Below are 18788 nucleotides of genomic sequence, written 5' to 3' on the forward strand. Positions count from 1 at the left end.
AGTGTGCGGCATCGAGACCACCACCGGGTGAACAACCCTGTGGCACAGGACGACATCCGCGTGACGTCGCCTCGCTCACTCCGCGTTCTTCCGGCGGCGGCCGGTGTCGACCGCGGTGAAGGCGGCCGCGACGAGGATGAAGATCGCCGAAACCAGCAGGGCCACATCGAGACCGTGATGGAAGGCCACCTTGCCCGTGTTGAGCACCTCGTTCACCTTCGACAGGTACTTCAGGTACGGGCCGATGTCGACGCCCTCGGGGATGCGGCCCCGCTCGACGGCCTGGATGGCGTCGGGTTGCAGCGTCGTCGGCAGGCCCAGTTCGGTCATCCGTGCCTTCAGATCCGCCGACAGGAACCCGCTCACCAGCGCGCCCAGCACGGCGACGCCGAAGGCCGATCCGACCTGGCGCATCGTATTGGTCACCGCCGCGGCCATTCCCGAATGCTCGGCGGGCACCCCCGACATCACCGCCGAGGTCAACGGCACCACCGCGATCCCGAACCCGAGACCCGCCACGCCCATCGCGGCGGCCAGCATCGGATCGTGCAGCGCCCCGTCCAGTTCGTGCCGGGTCAGCAGGATGCCGCCGGCGGCGACCGCGCAACCGAGGATCATCGGCACTCGCGCACCGCGCCGCGACACCCAGAACCCGGCCACCAGCGAGCCGAGCACGATGGTGACGGCCATCGGCACGAACACCGCGGCGGTGCGGCCGGCCGAATACGACTGCATGATCTGCAGATACAGCGCGGTGAAGAAGAAGATCGAGAAGATGCCGAAGTACACGGCGAACGCCACCACCAGCGAACTGCGCACCACCGGCAGTCTCAGATACCGGAAGTCCAGCAGCGGCGCGCGCACCCGGCGCTCGACGAGCACGAACGCGATCAGCGCGACACCACCGAGACCGAACAGGCCGAGCACCGGCGGCGAGGTGTAGCCGCGGTCCTGGCCGATGGTCGCGGCGTAGACCAGCGCACCGAACGCGGCCGCGCTGAGCACGGCGCCGGCCCAGTCGACCGGCTCGTGCCGGGGATCGGCGCTCTCCGGCACCGACCACAGCGCCACCAGCAGCGCCACCGCGCCGATCACCAGGTTGAACCAGAAGATCGAGCGCCACCCGTACTGGTCGACGAGCACGCCGCCGAGCACCGGGCCCGCCGCCAGCGCCAGGCCCGACACCGCCGCCCACACGCCGACCGCTTTCGCCCGCGACCGCTCCCCCGGGAAGATGTGCCGCAGCACCGACAGCGTCCCCGGCTCCGACGCGGCGGCGCCCAGACCCATGATCGCGCGTCCGGCGATCAGCACGGCCACACTGCTCGCCAGCGCCGACACCACCGACCCGACGCAGAAGATCACCAGGCCGACCATCATCACCCGTTTACGCCCCCAGCGGTCGCCCAGCGATCCACCGGCCAGCATCAGCCCCGCGAAAACCACCGTGTAGGCGTTGACCACCCACTGCAACTGGGTGACGTCGGAACTCATCTCGCGTCGGATATCGCCGAGCGCAACGCTGACCACGGTGGTGTCCAAGAAGGTCACGAACACCACGGCGACGACCGCTGCCAAAGCGACTCCCGGTCGCGCCGGTGCACCCGGCGCCGCATCCATCGGTCTCACGGCCACAGGTTACTGGCGCGTCCACCACCCCGCTGACCGAAGACCCCTGCGCGACATCACCAGTCGTAATACGACCGCACCGACGGCTGCCCGGTATACCCCGGACCAGCGGCGTCGTCGGCGCCGAGGTACGTCGCCCCGAATTCGGGCCTGCGCGGCCCCACTCCCCGCACCCGCCGCTTCCGCCGGTCGTAGGTCAGCCCGGCCGCCCGCAGCGCGGCGGTCACCCGCGCACCCGCCGACGTCCCGTCCGCCGCCCGGATCTCCGCCACATCGAAGTCCGCGACGAACAACCCGCCCGGCGCCACCCACCCCGCCATCGCGGTGATCATCCCGAGCTTGTCGCCGAGATAGTGCAGCCCGTGCACACAGGTCACCAGATCAGCCGCCCCCGGCGGCTCCCACCCCACCGCGGACGCCGTCACCAGCCGCAACCGCGAACTCCGCGGCCGCCCGGCGAAGAAGTCCACCAGATCCACCCCGATCACCGAGACCTCGCCATCCGGAATCTCCCGAGCGAACCGCTCCTCGGCCTCCAGCAACGCCCGCCCCGACCCACAACACACATCCACCCACGTCACCCCCACCCCCGGAGCCGCCCGCACCCGCTCGACCACCCAACCCCCCGGATCGAACCCCAGCTCCTTCGCATAACTGTTGACCCCCACCAACCCCCGCCCCCGATTCATCGCGTTGTTGGCCACCACCCCCGACAACTCCAACGCACCGTCACCGACCAACCGCACCCCAGGTCCCGTTCCCACCCCACCATTCTCACCCGCGCCGAGCGGGTCAGGCCTGTTCCAAGGTGTCGAACGGAATGGTCACTTCGACGGGCTCGTCCAGGAGGAGAACCCGCCGGTGGACGGTGTGTACCCGGTAGCGACGCCCGGACCAGTCGAGGCGATACTCCTCGATCTCCTCGATCCGGTCTTCCTTCTGGTCGAGACGGACGATGAGGTAGCGCGGAATTCCCGCTGCCGCGTATTGGATTCGCTTGTCGGTGATATCGGCGTCGATGGTGGACACGGAGGTGACCTCGACAACCAGCAGCAGATGATCCCGGACCGAGTTGACGTCGTACGGTTCGCAGTCCCGGATCCACACATCGGGATAGCGGATGTTCAACCGCCGGTCCGGCTTGGCGGAGTCGGCATCGGCGAACCGCGCCGCCACATCGGAGTCGACGATCATGCACGGCCCGCCTGCTCGCCGAGCCGCCTCCAGCAACCCCGCGAGCCGCCGAACCACGCGGCTGTGCAGAGGGCTCTGCGCCATCAGCTGCACGACCCGGCCGTCGACGATTTCGATGTCCCCCAGATCGTCCGCCGCGCCGTCCAGGAACTCCGAAGCGGTCAGCCGCCGCTCGCGATGCTGGTCAGGGGTGCTCATACCGCCCATCATTGCAGGCCTCGGGCCGAGCTGGACGCTCCCGGAGAGACCGAGGACATCAGGACAAGGGACGCAAGGGACGGGCGTGTGGGGTTCGGCCGGGACGGTTCGGCTGCTCTGCCAGCTGAGCTACGGGCACCTCGCGGTGTCCGGCGGGGATCGAACCCGCGACCTGCGGATCAAAGGTAACCGACCGAGTCCGGCCCGTCCGCTTGCGTGCTTCGACTGTAGCCGGGTGGGCGGGCGGGGCGACAGTGATTTTCGGGAGGACCGATACGATCGGCGGATGGCTGGTGGCGGGACGGCGGTGCGGGCGCTGACTGCGCGGTCGGCGATCTTGAGTGTGTTGCTGGGGGCGCATCCGGCGGAGGCGCCCGCGCGGTGGATCGTGCGGGTGGGGGCCGGGCTGGGTTTGCAGGAGTCGGCGGTGCGGGCGGCGCTCACGCGGATGGTCGCGGCCGGGGATCTGGAGCGCAGCGACGCGACGTATCGGCTGTCGGGGCGGCTCGCGGAGCGGCAGCGGCGCCAGGATGTGGCGATCTCGCCGGATCCGCGCCCATGGCAAGGCGGGTGGGTGCTGGCCGTGGTGACGGTCGGGGCCAGCGATTCCACCGACCGGGCCGCGGTGCGGGAAGCCCTGCGGCAGGCCAGGTTCGGCGAATTGCGTGAGGGAGTGTGGTGCCGTCCGGACAATGTCGCGTTCGGCCTGCCCGAGGCGTTCCGTGCGCGGGTCAGCGTCTTCCACGGCACCCCGGAGGAACCGTCGGACTCCCTCGCGGACCGCTTGTTCGACCCGGCGGGCTGGGCGGCACGGGCCCGCGAATTGCTCGCCGCTTTCACCGAGGCGGACACGCTCGCGGCCCGTTTCGAGGTCGCGGCCGCGACCGTGCGCCATATCCTCGACGACCCGGTCCTGCCCGACCAGCTGCTGCCCACCGACTGGCCCGGTGACGCCCTCCGCGCCCGCTACGCCGACTTCCGCACCGAGTTCTACACCTTCGCCACCAACCTCATCGGCGAGCACCCGCCGTCGCAGCTGTGACCGCGGGTTCCCGATCGGGCTCCCCGCGATACCGCGAGGGGCGCCCGTCGATGCCGAGCCCGCGCCACAGCAGCCGCGCCACCGGGTTCATCAGCCCGATCTCGTCGGCCAGCATCCGGACGTCTCCGAAGTAGCCGCGCAGGGTCGCGCGTGCCCGGGGCGAGCGCCAGAACACCTCGCGCCGAACAGCATCCGGCACCTCGAATTCCCGCCAGAACTCGCGCGGCGGCACCACGATCAGATCGCACGCCACGCGCAGCGCGACGGGGAACACCAGCGACAGCGCGAACCGCGCGGGTGCCGAGGCGCGCGGCACGTGGGTGCGCAGGAACTCGTGCGCGAAGGAGATGTGCCGCGCCTCCTCGGCCACGTGGATCCGCATGACGCCGCGCACCATCGGGTGATAGCCGTCGTCGCTGCGCAGGTACTGCTTCTGGATGTGGTCGATGGGTTCCTCGCCGGCGAGCACGCACATGAAGAAGAACGACCCGGAGATCCGCGGGAACAGCGCCACCAGCGGCGCCACCGCCCGGAACAGCGGACCGAAGCCGGGAGCGTCGACCCCGGACCGGTTCACCGCCTCCTGGAACATCAGGGTGTGGTTGCACTCCTCGATCACTTCGTGTGTGGCGTAACGGAATTCGGCCGACCCGTTGGGCAGCCGCCCGAGATACACCATGAATCCGGCGATCAGCAGCTGCTCGAACTGCAGACCGACCCGCGCGGTGTTCGCCTGGCGATACATGCCGACGGCGATCTGGCGTTCCCTCGGCAACGCCCGGTACCAGGGGTGGCCGCCCAGCGGGTCGAAGTCCGGCAGGATCCAGCGCGGATCGTCGGGCACGACCCGCACCTCCGGGTCGTCCCAGGCCACGTCGCGGTAGGGATCGAAGTGGCGGTGCACCGACGCGTCGGCCAGTTCGTGCAGCAGGCGCGCGTAATCCTCGGGTTCGCCGGCTCGATGGCGTTCGCCGGGTGCGCGATTCGCGAGTGTCATCGTCGACTCCTCGGGTCGGTGGCTCAGCCGAGCTTGGGCGTGAGCCGGTCGATCACGGCCCCGGTGTCGAGGCCGACGGGCAGGGTGCCGAAGACGTCACCGCGGTCGCGACCGAGCCGGGTCACGGCGAACGCCTCCGCGACAGCCGGGTGGCCATAGCGCAGCAGCAGCGAGCCCTGGAGCACCAGGGCCATGTCGCCGACGATGCGGCGCGCCCGGTGCTGGGCGGTCTCGAAGTCGCCGAACTGGCCTTCGAGGCGCGAGATGGCGGCGTCGAGTGCGGCATGACCGCCCGCCGCGCGCTTCACCTCGTCGAGGAAGACGCCGAGCACCGCCGGCTGTTTGGCCATGGCGCGCAACGTGTCCAGCGCGGCCACATTGCCCGAGCCTTCCCACACCGACATGAGCGGTGCCTCGCGGTAGAGCCGCGGCATGCGCGAGTCCTCCACATATCCGTTGCCGCCCAGGCATTCCAGCGCCTCGGCCGCATGGCTGGGCGCCCGCTTGCACACGTAGTACTTGCTGACCGCGAGGCTGATCCGGCGCAGCAGGTCGGCCTGTTCGTCGCCCGCGGTCGCCTGGTCGGTGAGATCGGCCAGCCACAGCGCGACGGTGCTCGCGCCGTCGGCTTCGATGACCAAGTCGGCCAGCACATTTCGCATCAGCGGCTGGTCGATGAGGTCGGCGCCGAACGCGCGGCGGTGCAGTGCGTGGTGGATGGCCGCGGTGGCGCCGGTGCGCATGGCGGTGGCCGAGCCCAGGGTGCAGTCGAGGCGGGTCAGGTTGACCATCTCGATGATGGTGGGCACGCCACGACCTTCGTCGCCGACGAGCCAGCCGACGGTGCCGTCGTATTCGACTTCGCTGCTGGCGTTGGAGTGATTGCCCAGCTTGTTCTTCAGCCGCTGCAGCCGGAACGGGTTGCGGGTCCCGTCGGGCAGCACGCGCGGCACGAAGAAGCACGACAGGCCACCCGGCGCCTGGGCCAGCACCAGGAAGAAGTCCGACATGGGCGCCGAGGTGAACCACTTGTGCCCGGTGATCCGGTAGCTGCCGTCGGGTTGCGCGACGGCGGTGGTGGTGTTGGCCCTGACGTCGGAGCCGCCCTGCTTCTCGGTCATCGACATGCCCGCGATCAGCCCGCCCTTGCCCGCGAGCGGCGCGAGGACCGGGTCGTATACCCGCGTGGTGAGCAGCGGCTCGTACCGCGCGGACAGTTCCGGATTCGCGCGCAGGGCGGGGACGACGGCGTAGGTCATCGAGATGGGACAGCCGTGTCCGGCGTCGACCTGGCCCCACACGCTCAACTTCGCGGCGCGGACCAGGTGCGGCGACGGCCTGGTGTCGGCCCAGGGCGCGCCGTGCAGGCCGAAGCCGACGGCATGCCGCATGAGCTCGTGGTAGCTGGGGTCGTAGCGGACCTCGTCGATCCGATGGCCGTAGCGATCGTGCGTCTCCAGCACCGGCTGGTGTTCCTCGGCCAGGTCACCGAGGTGCTGACCGTGCGCACTGCCCGCGAGACGCCCGACTTCGTGCAGTTCGTCGAGCGCGTGACCGGCGCCGGCACGATGCAGCGCTTCGAGGATGACGGGCTGCTCGGCGGCGTCGTAGTCGACGAGCGGCGGGACCTGATTGGTGACGACGTGAGTCATGGCGAGAAATCTCCCTGGGCCGGGCGGGAAGGCGTACCGCGATCTATTACAAGCTTGTAGCGCGCGATGAGATTTTGCAATACCCAATCGCGGAACAGTGCGTCCCGATTTCGGCGAGGTCCCCGGCATGAGCCACATCGAGCGCGAGTAGGCAAGGGGCGCGACGGAGGTGTCCCGGCCATCGGGAGAGAGCGGAGGAGCCATGGCGAGCGGACCCTAGTGTCCTGGCTCACACGCAGAGCCACAAAGGAGTCAACATGCGTCTGCTGAAAACCCGTCCGTCCGCGATCATCGGAGCGATCATCGCGGCGGGGGCCCTCACCGCGGCCGGCGGCGGTAGCGCCGTCGCCGCGCCGAGCACCGGTGAAATGTTCCTCACCTTCGTCCGGCACGCCGAATCCGCGGGCAACACCTCGGGCCTGATCGACACCTCGGTGCCGGGACCCGACCTGACCGCCAAGGGCCAGGGTCAGGCCGCCGCGGTGGCGGAGTTCCTGGGCGACTGCAAGTTCGACGGCGTCTACGCCTCGACGATGGTGCGGACCCAGCAGACCGCCGCGCCGACCGCACAGCGATGCGACATGCCGACGATCGTCGAGGACGGTTTCCACGAGATCGAAGCCGGCATCTACGAGGGCACACCGGAATCGGAAGCGCCCAGGGGCTACCTCGCCGCCCCGATCCAGTGGATGCAGGGCAACCTCGACGCCCGCATCCCCGGCTCCCTGAACGGCCACGAGTTCAAGAAGCGCATGGACGACTCCATCCAGGACATCCAGGACCGCGGCGACAAGCGGGCCGTGGTCTTCTCCCACGGCGGCGCCATCATGATCTGGGCCCTCATGACCGTCAAGGACCCGGACATGAGCAAGCTGCAGACCGATCCGCTGCACAACACCGGCCGGGTGGTCGTGAAGGGCAGCCCCGCGAAGGGCTGGAAACTCGTCTCGTGGGACGGCCATTCCGTCTCCTGATCCGAGACGACAGCCCCCCGAAACGACGAGGAGGTCCGGCGCGCAGGCCAGACCTCCTCGTCGACAGTGGAGGCGCCCGGTATCCGCGAAAGTGGGTCCGCCGTCAGCGAAACAGGAGTGCTCGACCACCACCGAACTGGCAAGGTGGGGCCATGGAGAAGGACTTGCGAGAAGCCGAACGGCGGCTGCAGGCCGCGCAGCTGGCCGGCGACGTCCAGGCGCTGGACGAGTTGCTGGACGATCGGCTGATCTTCACGATCGGCGCCGACACGGCTACCAAGTCCGATGACCTCGAGCTGCACCGCACCAAAGGTCAGGTCGTGACCAAACTCGAGCAAGAACAGCTGACCGTACTGGTGGAAGGAACAACCGGCGTCACGTGGTTCCTCGGCCGCGTCGAGGGCAGCGTTCACGGATCACCATTCGCGGCCAGGATGCGCTATACCCGCACCTGGGCATACGACGACTCCCATGGCTGGCGAGTCATCGCCGCCCACGCCTCGGTGGCCGACTGAATCCCGGCGACCTTGTCCGGCCTGTTCGACGCGAAGGTATCTCGGTGCCACCGCAGGTCCGAGAATTCCGGTGACAGTTCCTTTTTCAGCGAGGGCATCATCGCCGAAACGAAGAAGAGGTCCGGCTCGAAAGCCGGACCTCTTCTTCGAAGAAAGTGGAGCTAAGGGGACTCGAACCCCTGACCCCCACACTGCCAGTGTGGTGCGCTACCAGCTGCGCCATAGCCCCTTGTTCTTTTGTTTCAGCCGCTCTCGCTGCTGCCTGAATGAAGTTACACCATGCATCTCGGCGACTACAAATCGGCTGGTAGAGGGCAAAAAAGTGGTGTTTTGGGTGCGGCGGGTGTGGCGCGCGTGGGGGGCGGGGGTCGTGGGGGCGGAGTAGAATGTGCCGAACCTCACGCGCGCGCGGCCGGGGGCATCAGGGGGCGAGGTTCACGACCCAGTTCTCGTCGGTCCAGTCGATCTTGGTGGTGCCGTCGTATACCGACGGGGTGGCCGCCTTGTTGCCGGTGCGGGCGTCGAGATCGTCGAGGTTCTTCTTGGCGGCGGCGCGGGCGGCGTCGAGCTGGGTGCCGTTGGTGATGCAGGGGCCGACGGACTCGGGGGCGCCGGATTCGATCGCCAGGGCGGCCAGGGCGGGGTTGCTCAGGTCCTCGCCGCCCTCCTCGGGCTGGCGGGTGGTGAACAGGGCCTCGTGGAACTTGCCGTAGGCCGGGCCCGAGTTGGCCTGGGCGACACAGAGGTTGGCCGCGAAGGCGCGGGTGGAGTAGTCCTTGCTCTTGGACTGGGCGTCGAGGAACGTGACGAAGTGGTAGTTCACCGCCAGCTTGCCCTCGTCGATCTTCTGGGCGATTTCCTGGCCGAAGGTGGTCTCCAGCACGCCGCAGGCGGGGCAGATCGGGTCCTCGAAGATGTCGACGGTCTTCGCGGCGTCGGGCCTGCCGAGCCGGATGACGCCCTCCGGCGAGGCCGTGACCTGCACCGCGGCCTCGCGCACGGCGCCGTAGCCGTCGTTGCGCACCTCGGTGGGCGCCTGCTTGTTCCACTTGAACGCGGCGAAGACGAGGAACCCGATCACCACCAGCGCCACCGCGGCCAAGGCGTAGGTGGTGTTGCTGGAGACGGGGCGGGGATTGTGCGAAGAACCGGCGCTGCTCACCCGTCCACTCTGCCTCGAGCCGGCGCCGGCGCGTCGGCTGGGCCGATGAAAGTGGCTCCGACCTGCGGATCTACCGCTTCGACGGGTCGGCGTCGACGGGGCGCAGCGTCGGCACGAGACCCTCGCGGACCACGGGGACACCGTCGGGGCAGCCGTCGCAGGTGCATTGCGGATCGATGCCGTCACCGGCGTGATCGGGATGATCCGGGTCCTCGGGATGCTTGATCCGGGACGGTTCCGGCGTCACCACCCACAGCACCGCCGACACCGCGAGCACGCCACCGGTGATCGCCATGCCGAGCCCGAAGGACGTGCGCTCGGCCAGCCAGCCGATCGCGATCGGGCCCAGCACCGTGCCCAGGTCGGCGGCCATCTGGAAGGCGGCCAGCACCGGACCGCCACGGGAGCGGGTGCCCAGCACGTCGGCCAGCGCGGCCTGCTGGGCCGGGCTGAACATGCCCGAGCCGATCCCGGCCACGAAGGAAGCCAGCAGGAACCAGGGCAGCGACGGCGCGACGCCGAGGACACCGGTGCCGAGCGCGCAGATCGCCGAGCCGGCGATGAGGAACGGTTTGCGGCCGAACCGGTCCGACAGGCGGCCCGAGACGAACAGCACCGCGGCGTTGCCCGCCGCGAACACCGTCAGCGCGACACCGGCCATGCCCGATTCCTGATGCAGAATCTCCACGACCAGCAGCGGCACGAACGCCATCCGCACCCCGAACACCGCGCAGCCACCGGCGAAACTCGACAGCAGCACCGCGCGATAGGCGGGCTCGGACCAGGCGTGGCGGAAGGTGAACGGCGCCGCGGCGGTGGCCTCCTCGGCGGCCAGCACCGGCGAATCACGCAGCCCGGCGAACACGATGACGCACACGATCAGCAGCGCCGCGGCGTAGATGAGGAACGGCGCGCGCAGTCCCAGCCCGGCCAGCGCGCCACCGACCAGCGGGCCGAGCAGCGAGCCGATCAGGAAACTGGTGGAGTAGATCCCGGAGACCCGGCCGCGCGCCACGGGCGGCGACACCCGGATGATCAGCGCCATCGACGACACCGTGAACATGGTGGAGCCGACCCCGCCCAGCGAACGCAGCACCAGCAGTTGCCAATACGTCTGTGCCAGCGCGCAGGCCCCGGTCGACAACGCGACGATCACGATGCCGGCCAGATACACCCGCCGCTCGCCCAGCTTCTGCACGAGCCTGCCGCTGGCGGGCGCGAACAGCAATCGCATGAGCGCGAAAGCGCTCACGATCGCCGACGCCGCCGCGATCCCGACGCCGAATTCCCGCGCGTACTGCGGCAGCACCGGCGCGACCAGCCCGAAGCCGACGGCGATGACGAACGCCGCCGCGATCAGTACCCAGATCTCGGCGGGTAGCCGGACCTTGGCGGGCGCGCTCACTCGACCAGCGCCTGGTTCACCATCTCCTCGGCCGCGGCCTGCACCTGGGTGAGGTGCTCGGCGCCGAGGAACGATTCGGCGTAGATCTTGTATTTGTCCTCGGTGCCCGACGGGCGGGCCGCGAACCAGGCGTTCTCGGTGGTCACCTTCAGCCCGCCCAGGGCCGCGCCGTTGCCGCGCGCGGTGGTGAGGATCCCGGTGATCTCCTCGCCCGCGATCTCGGTGCCGGTCACCGCGTCGGGAGTGAGCGCGGCCAGCTTGGCCTTCTGCGCGGGCGTGGCCGCCGCGTCGACGCGGGCGTAGGCGGGGCTGCCGTACTGGCGTTCCAGCTCGCCGTACCGGGCCGACGGGGTCTGACCGGTGACGGCGGCGATCTCGGCGGCCAGCAGGGCCAGCAGGATGCCGTCCTTGTCGGTGGTCCACACGGTGCCGTCCATCCGCAGGAACGACGCGCCCGCGCTCTCCTCACCGCCGAATGCCAGACTGCCGCTGAACAATCCGGGCACGAACCACTTGAACCCGACCGGCACCTCGTACACGTCGCGGCCGAGCACGTTGACGACCCGGTCGATCATCGACGAGCTGACCACCGTCTTGCCGATCTTGGTGAGCGCGTCCCACCACATCCGGTTCGCCACCAGGTATTCGATGGCCACGGCCAGGAAGTGGTTGGGGTTCATCAGGCCACCGTCGGGGGTGACGATGCCGTGCCGGTCGGCGTCGGCGTCGTTGCCGGTGGAGATGTCGTAGTCGTCCTTGATGCCGACCAGCGCGGCCATGGCGTGCCGCGAGGACGGGTCCATCCGGATCTGGCCGTCGCTGTCGAGAGTCATGAAACGCCAGGTGGGATCGACGAACGGGTTGACCACCTCGAGTTCGAGATCGAAGCGCTGCCCGATCTCCTCCCAGTAGTCCACGCTCGCGCCGCCCATCGGGTCGGCGCCCATCCGGATACCGGCCCCGCGAATCGCGTCCAGGTTCAACGCGTTCGGCAGGTCGGCGACGTAGTGGTCGAGGTAGTCGTAGCGCTCGACGTGGGTGCTCAGCGCCTGGGTCAGCGGCACCCGCTTGACTCCCGCGAGCCCGCCGCGCAGCAGTTCGTTCGCGCGGTCGGCGATGGCGTCGGTGGCCTTGGTGTCGGCCGGGCCGCCGTGCGGCGGGTTGTATTTGAAGCCGCCGTCGCGCGGCGGATTGTGCGACGGGGTGACCACGATGCCGTCGGCCTGGTGTTTGGTGCCGCCCCGGTTGTGGCGCAGCACAGCGTGACTCAGCGCCGGGGTGGGGGTGTAGCGGTCGCGCGCGTCGACGATCGCGGTGACGTCGTTGCCGGCGAGCACCTCGAGCGCGGTGGTCCAGGCGGGCTCGGACAGGGCGTGGGTGTCGCGCGCGAGGTAGACCGGCCCGGTGATGCCGCGGGTGGCGCGGTACTCGACGATCGCCTGGGTGATCGCCATGATGTGCGCCTCGTTGAACGCGCAATCCTCGCTGGACCCGCGGTGGCCCGAGGTGCCGAACACCACCCGCTGGCTCGGCTCGGCCGGATCGGGGACGCGGCTGTAGTACGCGGTGACCAGGTGGGCGATGTCCACCAGGTCGGTCGGGCGAGCAGGCCGTCCGGCGCGATCGTGGGCCATGGCGGGTGTTCCCTTCCGTGTCGGCTGCGCGCGGCTGGTCATGAGGATCATGCGCACAACCACTGGGTCAGGGACGCCGCGGCGTACACCGCGGCCAGGCAAGCCGCGACACTGATCACGACGTTGCCCACGGCGTACACGTAGGCGCCCTCGGTCACCAGACGGATGGTCTCGTAACCGAACGTGCTGAACGTGGTCAGCGCACCACAGAAGCCGGTCCCCGCGAACGCCAGCAGCGCACTGCCGGTCCCCGCGCCGATCAGACCACCGAGCAACGCCGAACCGACAATGTTAACGGCAAGCGTGCCCCACGGCAGCCCCGCGGGGAAGCGCGCCGAGACCGCCCGATCGACCAGGTACCGGGCGGGTGCGCCGAGCATGCCCCCGGCCACCACGAGTGCCGTCGTCATGCCCGACCTCCCCGTCCCAGCGTCCACGTCTCGATCATCGGATGGCGCCCTTCCGTCCTCGGATTCACGTGGTCCCCTGTCCGGCACCGGCCACCCACCGGGTCGCGAACACGGCCACGGCGACGGCACCGAGCCCGGCGAGCAGCGACAGGCCCAGATAGGCCGTCGCGGTACCCACCGCACCGGTGCCGATCAGTGTACGAAGCTCGAGGGCGAAGGTGGAGAAAGTCGTGAAGCCGCCCAGCACACCGATTCCCAGGAACGGGCGCACCAGTTTCGGCGCCGCCCACAGCTCGGTGACCGCCACCATCAGCACACCGATGGCGAAGCAGCCGGACACGTTCACCACCAGGGTCGACCACGGGAAGGCTCCGGGGTGGACGGGCCACAGTCGCGCGAGACCGAAACGGGCGGTCGCGCCCAGTCCGCCGCCCACCGAGATCGCCGCGAGAACGGCGGGATCGAGCGCCGGGGGCCGCGATGCCATTGCGCTGCCCTCCCCTGCTGATCCGACGGTGGTCGTTGCTCATGGTATCGAGACCCACCGACACCCGGACGGGCGGTCGCCCGCTACGCCGTGGCGCACGTTGACATCCCAGCGAACGCCACGCTCACCGGTGTCCGAGATATGGCCGGACGGGCGATTTCGCCGATTGTGCCAGCCGTGACGCGGACAACGGCGGTCACGCGACCTCCCGGACGACGTAGTGCACACGCTCCGCGCACGACTTCGAGCAAACATTCAGCACCGGGCAGCGAACGGCGATGGCCCGGACCGGGATTCGGTCCGGGCCATCGCCGGTGTGGTGCGGAGGCAGGTCAGTGCGCGAGCACCGGCTCCCCTTCGGCCGGAGCGGGCACCTTGTTCGGCATGAGCACGCCGATCACGATCGCGCCGAGGACGAAGGTGGCTGTCGCCCACCAGAAGCTGGTGGTGTAGCTCTCGATCGCGCCCTGCGCCATGGTCAGCGGGCCGGGCTGGTGCGAGGACACGTAGTCGGTCATCGCCGAGGCCGCGATGGTGCTCAGCAGCGCGGTGCCGATGGAGCCACCGACCTGCTGGCTGGTGTTGACCATGGCCGAGGCCACACCGGCGTCCTCGTGGTCGACACCGGCGGTCGAACCCTGGAACGCGACCGACATCGCGCCACCGAGACCGAGGCCGAGCAGCACCAGCGCGGGCAGGATGTGGGTGGCGTAGCCGGTGTCCAGGCCGATCTGTGTCAACCAGAGCATGCCCGCCGCGGCCACCAGGAAGCCACCGCTGATGACGACCTTCGGGCCCACCCTGGGCAGCAGCAGCGAGGGCGCCGTGGTCGAGGAGGCCACCATGCCCGCCACCATCGGCAGGAACGCGACGCCGGTCATGATCGGCGAGTACTGCAGGGTCAGCTGCATGTAGTAGGTGAGGAACAGGAAGATCGCGAACATCCCGATGCCCATGATGAACACGGTCAGGTAGGACGCGCCGCGGGTGCGGTCGGCGACGATGCGCAGCGGCAGCAGCGGGTGCGCGACCCTGGTCTCGATCCACGCGAAGGCCGCGAGCAGCACGGCGCCACCGATCAGGAAGGCCAGCGTGGACGGCGCGGTCCAGCCCTCGGACTCGGCCTGCGAGAAGCCGTAGACGATGCCGAACAGGGCGGCGGTGACGGTGATCGTGCCGGGCCAGTCGAGCTTGGGCCGCGACACCGAGGTGTGCTTGGCCAGCAGCAGCACGGCACCGACCAGGGCGACGGCGGCGAAGATCAGGTTGACGTACATCGCCCAGCGCCAGGAGGCCCACTCGGTGAGCGCGCCGCCGAGCAGCAGGCCGATCGCGCCACCGGCACCGGCGACGGCGCCGAAGATGCCGAAGGCCTTCGCGCGTTCACCCGGCTCGGTGAAGGTCACCGTGAGCAGCGACAGCGCGGCGGGCGCGAGCAGCGCGCCGAAGACACCCTGACCGACGCGCGCGGCGACGAGCATCTCGAAGGTGGTGGCCGCACCGCCGACGGCGGAGGCGACCGCGAAGCCGACCAGACCGATGATGAAGGTGTTGCGCCTGCCGAACAGGTCGCTGAGCCTGCCGCCGAGCAGCAGCAGGCTGCCGAAGGCGAGGGCGTAGCCGGTGATGACCCACTGCCGGTCACCGTCGCCGAAGCCGAGGTCGGCCTGGGCCGCGGGCAGGGCGATGTTCACGATCGTGGCATCGAGCACCACCATCAGCTGGGCGATGCCGAGGACGGCAAGCACCCACCAGCGCAGGGCGTGTGACCCGCGGCGGCCGGTATCCGCGGCCGCGGGACTCTTCGTCCCGGTCTCGAGTGTGGTGGTCATAACTCCCCTTGTAGGTCGGCTGGGTGTCGTTTCGGTGGCATAATCGGAGATACCGCCTCCGCTTCATTCGAAGCTACCAGATTAACGGAGAAACCACCTCCGCTTAATCCCCCGATTGGTAGGATGTACCTGTGAATCACGCCACGACGACTGCCGCACCACCCCGCCGACTGCGCGCCGACGCCGCGCGCAATCAGGCCCGCATCGTCGCCGCCGCGCGTGAACTGTTCGCCGACCACGGCCTGGAGATCACCCTCGACGACGTGGCCGAGCGCGCCGGCGTCGGCGTCGGCACCGTCTACCGCCGCTTCGCCAACAAGAAGGAACTCATCGCCGAGGTCTTCGACCAGCACATGGTCGACTTCGCCGACGCGGCCGACGAAGCGATCCGCAACCCCGACGCGTGGCTGGGCCTGGTGGAGTTCTTCGAGAACGCCTGCAAGCACCTGGCGACCAACCGCGGCTTCGGCGAGGTGATGCTCGAGCTCGAGGAGGACCCGGCCCGTTTCGCCGAGCTGCGCGACCGGATCCGCCCGTCGGTCACCGCGATCATCGATCGCGCGCGCGACGCGGGAGCCGTGCACCCCGACATCACCACCACCGACTTCTTCGCGCTGATCCACATGGTCAACTCCTTCGCCGAGTTCGCCGGACCGGTGAATTCCGAAGTGTGGCAGCGCTATATGGCCATCACCCTCAACGGCGTGCGCACCGACGCGGTACCGCGCCGGCCCCTGCTGGTCGACCCGCTGACCGACGATCAGGTCGAGCGCGCCAAGGCCATGCACTGCGTCGGCCGCCGCCGCTGAGCAGTACTTCTTCCCTGATCGAGTAGCGCGCGTCACAGTCCATCCTCTACAGTTGGACACATGACCAAGAGCACCTGGGTGAACTGGGCGGGCGAGCAGCGCTGCTCACCCGCCGTCGTCGCCGCGCCACGCGACGTCGCAGAACTGGCCGAGATCCTCACCGCGGCCACCGCCGCGGGCCGCACCGTGCGCGTCGCCGGATCGGGCCATTCGTTCACCGACGCGGTGCTCACCGACGGCACGCTGGTCGACCTCGCCGGCCTGGACCGCGTGCTCGACGTCGACACCGCGACGGGCCGGGTCCGGGTCGAAGCGGGTCTCACCCTGCACGCGGCCAGCCCGCTGCTGCACTCGCACGGCCTGGCGTTCCCCAACCTGGGCGACATCGACACCCAGACCATCGCGGGCGCGACCGCCACCGGCACCCACGGCACCGGCGCCCAGTTGCGCAACATCTCCGCCGCGCTGCACGCGGTGGAGGTGATGCGCGCCGACGGCACCCGGGTCGAGCTCGACGCCGAGACCGATCCGGACGGCTGGCGCGCGGCGCGGGTGAGCATCGGCGCGCTCGGCGTCGTCACGGCGGTCACCCTGCAACTGGAGCCGTCGTTCGTGCTCGAGCTCGAGGAGCGCCCGGTCCCGGTCGCCGAGGTGCTGGACAATCTCGACGAACTCGCCGACGGCAGCGACCATTTCGAGTTCTTCGCCTTCGCGCACAGCGACATGGCGATGACCAAGTCCAGCAACCGCACCACCGCGCCCGAGCAGCCGCGCGGCCGGGCGGGCGCCTGGCTCAACGACGTCCTGCTGTCGAACCACCTCTTCGACGGTCTGTGCAAGGTGGGCAGGCGGATTCCCGCCACGGTCCCCGCCATCCACAAGATCGCCACCAGGGCGGGCAGCAACAATCGCAAGATCGACCGCTCCTACCGCGTCTTCGCGACGCCGCGCCTGGTGCGGTTCACCGAGATGGAATACGCCATCCCGCGCGAGCACGCCCGGGCCGCGATCGGCGAGATCCTCGAACTGACCAAGAGATTCGACACCCCGATGCCGATCGAGGTGCGCTGGGTGGCCCCCGACGACGCGTTCCTGTCCCCCGCGGGCGGACGCGCGACCTGCTACATCGCCGTGCACCAGTACCAGGGCATGGTGTGGGAGCCCTACTTCCGCGCCTGCGAGGCGGTCTTCGATCGCTATCAGGGCAGGCCGCACTGGGGCAAACGCCACTTCCAGACCGCCGAGACGCTGCGCTCCCGCTACCCCGAGTGGGATCGATTCGCCGAGGTCCGGCGTCGTTTCGACCCCGCCGGGGTGTTCGCCAACGACTACGTGAACCGGGTACTCGGCCCGGTCGGCTGAGGAGCGGACATCCGGCGGACAACAGTGTCGCCGGTCGGCCCCGCACCCACCCGGCCGGATGGAATGATGGTCGCTGATACCCGAAGTGCCACAAGCACTTCGCCCCTGCGCCGAAAGGGCGACCATGGCCCACACTCCCAGCGTGCTCTTCGTCTGCGTGCACAACGCGGGCAGATCGCAGATGGCGGCGGGACTGCTGCGGGCGATGGCGGGCGACCGGATCGACGTGCGCACCGCGGGCAGCGACCCGGCCCCCGAACTCAATCCGGCGGCGGTCGCGGTGATGGCCGAGATCGGCATCGACATCGCCGGTGAACGGCCCACACCGCTCACCGACGACGCCGTCGGCCTGTCCGATGTGGTGGTCACCATGGGCTGCGGCGAGGTGTGCCCGTACTTCCCCGGGATCAGCTACCGCGACTGGGTGCTGGCCGACCCGGCCGGGCAGCCGATCGAGGTGGTCCGCGGCATGCGCGACCACCTGCGGATCCTGATCGGCAACCTCATCGCCGAACTGGTTCCGGTCCCGGCGCGCTGAGGTCCGATTCGTTCAAGACCGCGCCGCCCGGCAGTGCCTACGCTGCGGATATGACTCCACAGCTCGATGTCTTCTCGATCGTCGTCTCCGATATGGCCGCCTCGGTGGCCTTCTACCGAAGGCTGGGACTGGCGTTCCCCGAGGGCGCCGAAACCGAGGTGCACACCGAGGCGCCACTGGGCGGCGGCCTGCGGCTGGCCCTGGACGCCGAACAGGTGATCGCCTCGTTCAGCCCCGGCTGGCAGCCGCCGACCGGGCCGGGCCGCAGCGGTATCGCCTTCCGCTGCGCCGACCCGGCCGAGGTCGACAAGCTCTGGGCCGAACTGGTCGACGCCGGCTACCACGGTGAACTCGCGCCATGGGACGCCGTCTGGGGCCAGCGCTACGCTTCGCTCGCCGACCCCGACGGCCAGGGCGTCGACCTCTACGCCCCGTTGCCCAGCGAATAGGCCGACCAGCGGTGCGGGTCGAGCCGGCGCTGCCGGTACCGGCCCAGCATCTCGCGGACCTCGTCGCTGACCGGCGGTTCCTCGGTCAGCCGGGGCCACAGGTGCATGTCGTGTGCGGTGAGACTCACCGGCCCGACTTCCGCCACCTCGACGGCGAAGGTGAACTGCCTGGTCCGGGCGCCGCGCCCGGACAGATAGTCGAAATCGCCCAGATAGTCGGTGATTTCGGTGACCCGCAGGCCGGTTTCCTCCGCCACCTCGCGAGTCAGGGCGGCGTCGAGCGACTCCCCCGGCTCGACCACTCCGCTGGGTAGTTCCCAGCGGCCACTCAGCGAATCCGATCGTCGGCGGCGGAGGATGAGGACCCGCTCGTTCCGGACGACGACCGCGCCTACGACAAGTCGACGGACTTCGTCTCTTTCGGCCTCGATGCGGAGCGTGGAGTACACGGATACGTCGATCATTGGGGTTCACATCCTCTCGTCGGTGGTTCGGACGT

The 18788-nt window shown here is 69.6% G+C and carries 19 protein-coding genes and 1 tRNA gene; 7 read left to right on the top strand and 13 right to left on the bottom strand.

The features are described from left to right. Window positions 1–75: 75 nt before the first annotated feature. The 3 genes from EL493_RS28110 to EL493_RS28120 form a co-directional block, all read right to left on the bottom strand. Window positions 76–1578: an MFS transporter gene (locus EL493_RS28110; RefSeq protein WP_019048518.1), complete on the bottom strand. Its 1503-nt coding sequence runs from the start codon at window positions 1576–1578 to the stop codon at window positions 76–78. Between the two features lie 107 nt (window positions 1579–1685). Continuing rightward, window positions 1686–2171: a class I SAM-dependent methyltransferase gene (locus EL493_RS28115; protein WP_232017259.1), complete on the bottom strand. Its 486-nt coding sequence runs from the start codon at window positions 2169–2171 to the stop codon at window positions 1686–1688. A gap of 250 nt (window positions 2172–2421) precedes the next feature. Then, complete coding sequence (locus EL493_RS28120) at window positions 2422–3021, bottom strand: Uma2 family endonuclease (RefSeq protein ID WP_022565483.1); 600 nt, start codon at window positions 3019–3021, stop codon at window positions 2422–2424. A 286-nt stretch (window positions 3022–3307) separates the two neighbouring features. Between EL493_RS28120 and EL493_RS28125 the strand changes: the two genes are divergently transcribed. Beyond that, window positions 3308–4063: a PaaX family transcriptional regulator C-terminal domain-containing protein gene (locus EL493_RS28125; protein WP_022565482.1), complete on the top strand. Its 756-nt coding sequence runs from the start codon at window positions 3308–3310 to the stop codon at window positions 4061–4063. On the opposite strand, the gene EL493_RS28130 is transcribed toward EL493_RS28125, so the two are convergent. Together EL493_RS28130 and EL493_RS28135 are read right to left on the bottom strand one after the other, a co-directional pair. Then, window positions 4032–5060: an AurF N-oxygenase family protein gene (locus EL493_RS28130; RefSeq protein WP_019048522.1), complete on the bottom strand. Its 1029-nt coding sequence runs from the start codon at window positions 5058–5060 to the stop codon at window positions 4032–4034. The two genes, EL493_RS28125 and EL493_RS28130, sit on opposite strands and share 32 nt — an antisense overlap. Before the next feature lie 23 nt (window positions 5061–5083). Continuing rightward, window positions 5084–6712, bottom strand: a complete 1629-nt coding sequence (locus EL493_RS28135) for an acyl-CoA dehydrogenase family protein (RefSeq protein WP_019048523.1) — start codon at window positions 6710–6712, stop codon at window positions 5084–5086. 257 nt (window positions 6713–6969) lie between these two features. Between EL493_RS28135 and EL493_RS28140 the strand changes: the two genes are divergently transcribed. Both EL493_RS28140 and EL493_RS28145 read left to right on the top strand, forming a co-directional pair. Further along, on the top strand, window positions 6970–7686 hold the full coding sequence (locus EL493_RS28140; protein ID WP_019048524.1) for a histidine phosphatase family protein: 717 nt from the start codon (window positions 6970–6972) through the stop codon (window positions 7684–7686). A 152-nt stretch (window positions 7687–7838) separates the two neighbouring features. Next, window positions 7839–8201: a nuclear transport factor 2 family protein gene (locus EL493_RS28145; RefSeq protein WP_019048525.1), complete on the top strand. Its 363-nt coding sequence runs from the start codon at window positions 7839–7841 to the stop codon at window positions 8199–8201. A 156-nt stretch (window positions 8202–8357) separates the two neighbouring features. Here EL493_RS28145 and EL493_RS28150 read toward each other — a convergent pair. From EL493_RS28150 to EL493_RS28180, 7 genes are all read right to left on the bottom strand, one after another. Further along, window positions 8358–8430: transfer RNA gene (locus EL493_RS28150), tRNA-Ala, on the bottom strand. 192 nt (window positions 8431–8622) lie between these two features. Beyond that, on the bottom strand, window positions 8623–9363 hold the full coding sequence (locus EL493_RS28155; RefSeq protein ID WP_019048526.1) for a DsbA family protein: 741 nt from the start codon (window positions 9361–9363) through the stop codon (window positions 8623–8625). Between the two features lie 70 nt (window positions 9364–9433). Continuing rightward, window positions 9434–10768: an MFS transporter gene (locus EL493_RS28160; RefSeq protein WP_019048527.1), complete on the bottom strand. Its 1335-nt coding sequence runs from the start codon at window positions 10766–10768 to the stop codon at window positions 9434–9436. Beyond that, the gene (gene pgm / locus EL493_RS28165; RefSeq protein ID WP_022565481.1) at window positions 10765–12402 is read right to left on the bottom strand and encodes a phosphoglucomutase (alpha-D-glucose-1,6-bisphosphate-dependent); all 1638 of its coding nucleotides are present in this window, start codon (window positions 12400–12402) and stop codon (window positions 10765–10767) included. The genes EL493_RS28160 and pgm overlap by 4 nt, the downstream gene beginning before the upstream one ends. A 47-nt stretch (window positions 12403–12449) precedes the next feature. Further along, window positions 12450–12812 (bottom strand): fluoride efflux transporter CrcB, encoded by a 363-nt coding sequence (gene crcB / locus EL493_RS28170; RefSeq protein WP_019048529.1) that lies wholly within the window; start codon window positions 12810–12812, stop codon window positions 12450–12452. Window positions 12813–12876: 64 nt separating this feature from the next. Next, window positions 12877–13299 carry a fluoride efflux transporter FluC gene (locus EL493_RS28175; RefSeq protein WP_019048530.1) on the bottom strand — a complete coding sequence of 141 codons (423 nt, stop codon included), beginning with the start codon at window positions 13297–13299 and terminating at the stop codon, window positions 12877–12879. Between the two features lie 332 nt (window positions 13300–13631). Continuing rightward, complete coding sequence (locus EL493_RS28180) at window positions 13632–15131, bottom strand: MFS transporter (RefSeq protein ID WP_019048531.1); 1500 nt, start codon at window positions 15129–15131, stop codon at window positions 13632–13634. Window positions 15132–15262: 131 nt separating this feature from the next. Here EL493_RS28180 and EL493_RS28185 point away from each other — a divergent pair, with 131 nt between their 5' ends. The 4 genes from EL493_RS28185 (at window position 15263) to EL493_RS28200 (ending at window position 18289) form a co-directional block, all read left to right on the top strand. Beyond that, on the top strand, window positions 15263–15940 hold the full coding sequence (locus EL493_RS28185; protein WP_019048532.1) for a TetR/AcrR family transcriptional regulator: 678 nt from the start codon (window positions 15263–15265) through the stop codon (window positions 15938–15940). Window positions 15941–16000: 60 nt separating this feature from the next. Beyond that, window positions 16001–17302 (top strand): D-arabinono-1,4-lactone oxidase, encoded by a 1302-nt coding sequence (locus EL493_RS28190; protein WP_019048533.1) that lies wholly within the window; start codon window positions 16001–16003, stop codon window positions 17300–17302. Between the two features lie 124 nt (window positions 17303–17426). Next, a complete protein-coding gene (locus EL493_RS28195) occupies window positions 17427–17840 on the top strand; it encodes an arsenate reductase ArsC (protein ID WP_019048534.1) in 414 nt (137 codons plus the stop codon). A gap of 50 nt (window positions 17841–17890) precedes the next feature. Further along, window positions 17891–18289, top strand: coding sequence for a VOC family protein (locus tag EL493_RS28200; RefSeq protein WP_019048535.1), 399 nt, complete (start codon window positions 17891–17893; stop codon window positions 18287–18289). Here EL493_RS28200 and EL493_RS28205 read toward each other — a convergent pair. Then, window positions 18265–18753, bottom strand: coding sequence for an NUDIX hydrolase (locus EL493_RS28205; RefSeq protein ID WP_022565480.1), 489 nt, complete (start codon window positions 18751–18753; stop codon window positions 18265–18267). The two genes, EL493_RS28200 and EL493_RS28205, sit on opposite strands and share 25 nt — an antisense overlap. Window positions 18754–18788: the final 35 nt, after the last annotated feature.

The organism is Nocardia asteroides (assembly GCF_900637185.1).
Lineage (GTDB): Bacteria > Actinomycetota > Actinomycetes > Mycobacteriales > Mycobacteriaceae > Nocardia > Nocardia asteroides.

Excerpts from the sequence above, each read along its gene's own strand:
- EL493_RS28130 (WP_019048522.1), bottom strand. The coding sequence starts at position 5,060 with ATGACACTCGCGAATCGCGCACCCGGCGAACGCCATCGAGCCGGCGAA.
- EL493_RS28140 (WP_019048524.1), top strand. The coding sequence starts at position 6,970 with ATGCGTCTGCTGAAAACCCGTCCGTCCGCGATCATCGGAGCGATCATC.
- EL493_RS28125 (WP_022565482.1), top strand. The coding sequence starts at position 3,308 with ATGGCTGGTGGCGGGACGGCGGTGCGGGCGCTGACTGCGCGGTCGGCG.
- pgm (WP_022565481.1), bottom strand. The coding sequence starts at position 12,402 with ATGGCCCACGATCGCGCCGGACGGCCTGCTCGCCCGACCGACCTGGTG.
- EL493_RS28200 (WP_019048535.1), top strand. The coding sequence starts at position 17,891 with ATGACTCCACAGCTCGATGTCTTCTCGATCGTCGTCTCCGATATGGCC.
- EL493_RS28120 (WP_022565483.1), bottom strand. The coding sequence starts at position 3,021 with ATGAGCACCCCTGACCAGCATCGCGAGCGGCGGCTGACCGCTTCGGAG.
- EL493_RS28205 (WP_022565480.1), bottom strand. The coding sequence starts at position 18,753 with ATGATCGACGTATCCGTGTACTCCACGCTCCGCATCGAGGCCGAAAGA.
- EL493_RS28175 (WP_019048530.1), bottom strand. The coding sequence starts at position 13,299 with ATGGCATCGCGGCCCCCGGCGCTCGATCCCGCCGTTCTCGCGGCGATC.
- EL493_RS28190 (WP_019048533.1), top strand. The coding sequence starts at position 16,001 with ATGACCAAGAGCACCTGGGTGAACTGGGCGGGCGAGCAGCGCTGCTCA.
- EL493_RS28180 (WP_019048531.1), bottom strand. The coding sequence starts at position 15,131 with ATGACCACCACACTCGAGACCGGGACGAAGAGTCCCGCGGCCGCGGAT.
- EL493_RS28195 (WP_019048534.1), top strand. The coding sequence starts at position 17,427 with ATGGCCCACACTCCCAGCGTGCTCTTCGTCTGCGTGCACAACGCGGGC.
- crcB (WP_019048529.1), bottom strand. The coding sequence starts at position 12,812 with ATGACGACGGCACTCGTGGTGGCCGGGGGCATGCTCGGCGCACCCGCC.
- EL493_RS28135 (WP_019048523.1), bottom strand. The coding sequence starts at position 6,712 with ATGACTCACGTCGTCACCAATCAGGTCCCGCCGCTCGTCGACTACGAC.
- EL493_RS28145 (WP_019048525.1), top strand. The coding sequence starts at position 7,839 with ATGGAGAAGGACTTGCGAGAAGCCGAACGGCGGCTGCAGGCCGCGCAG.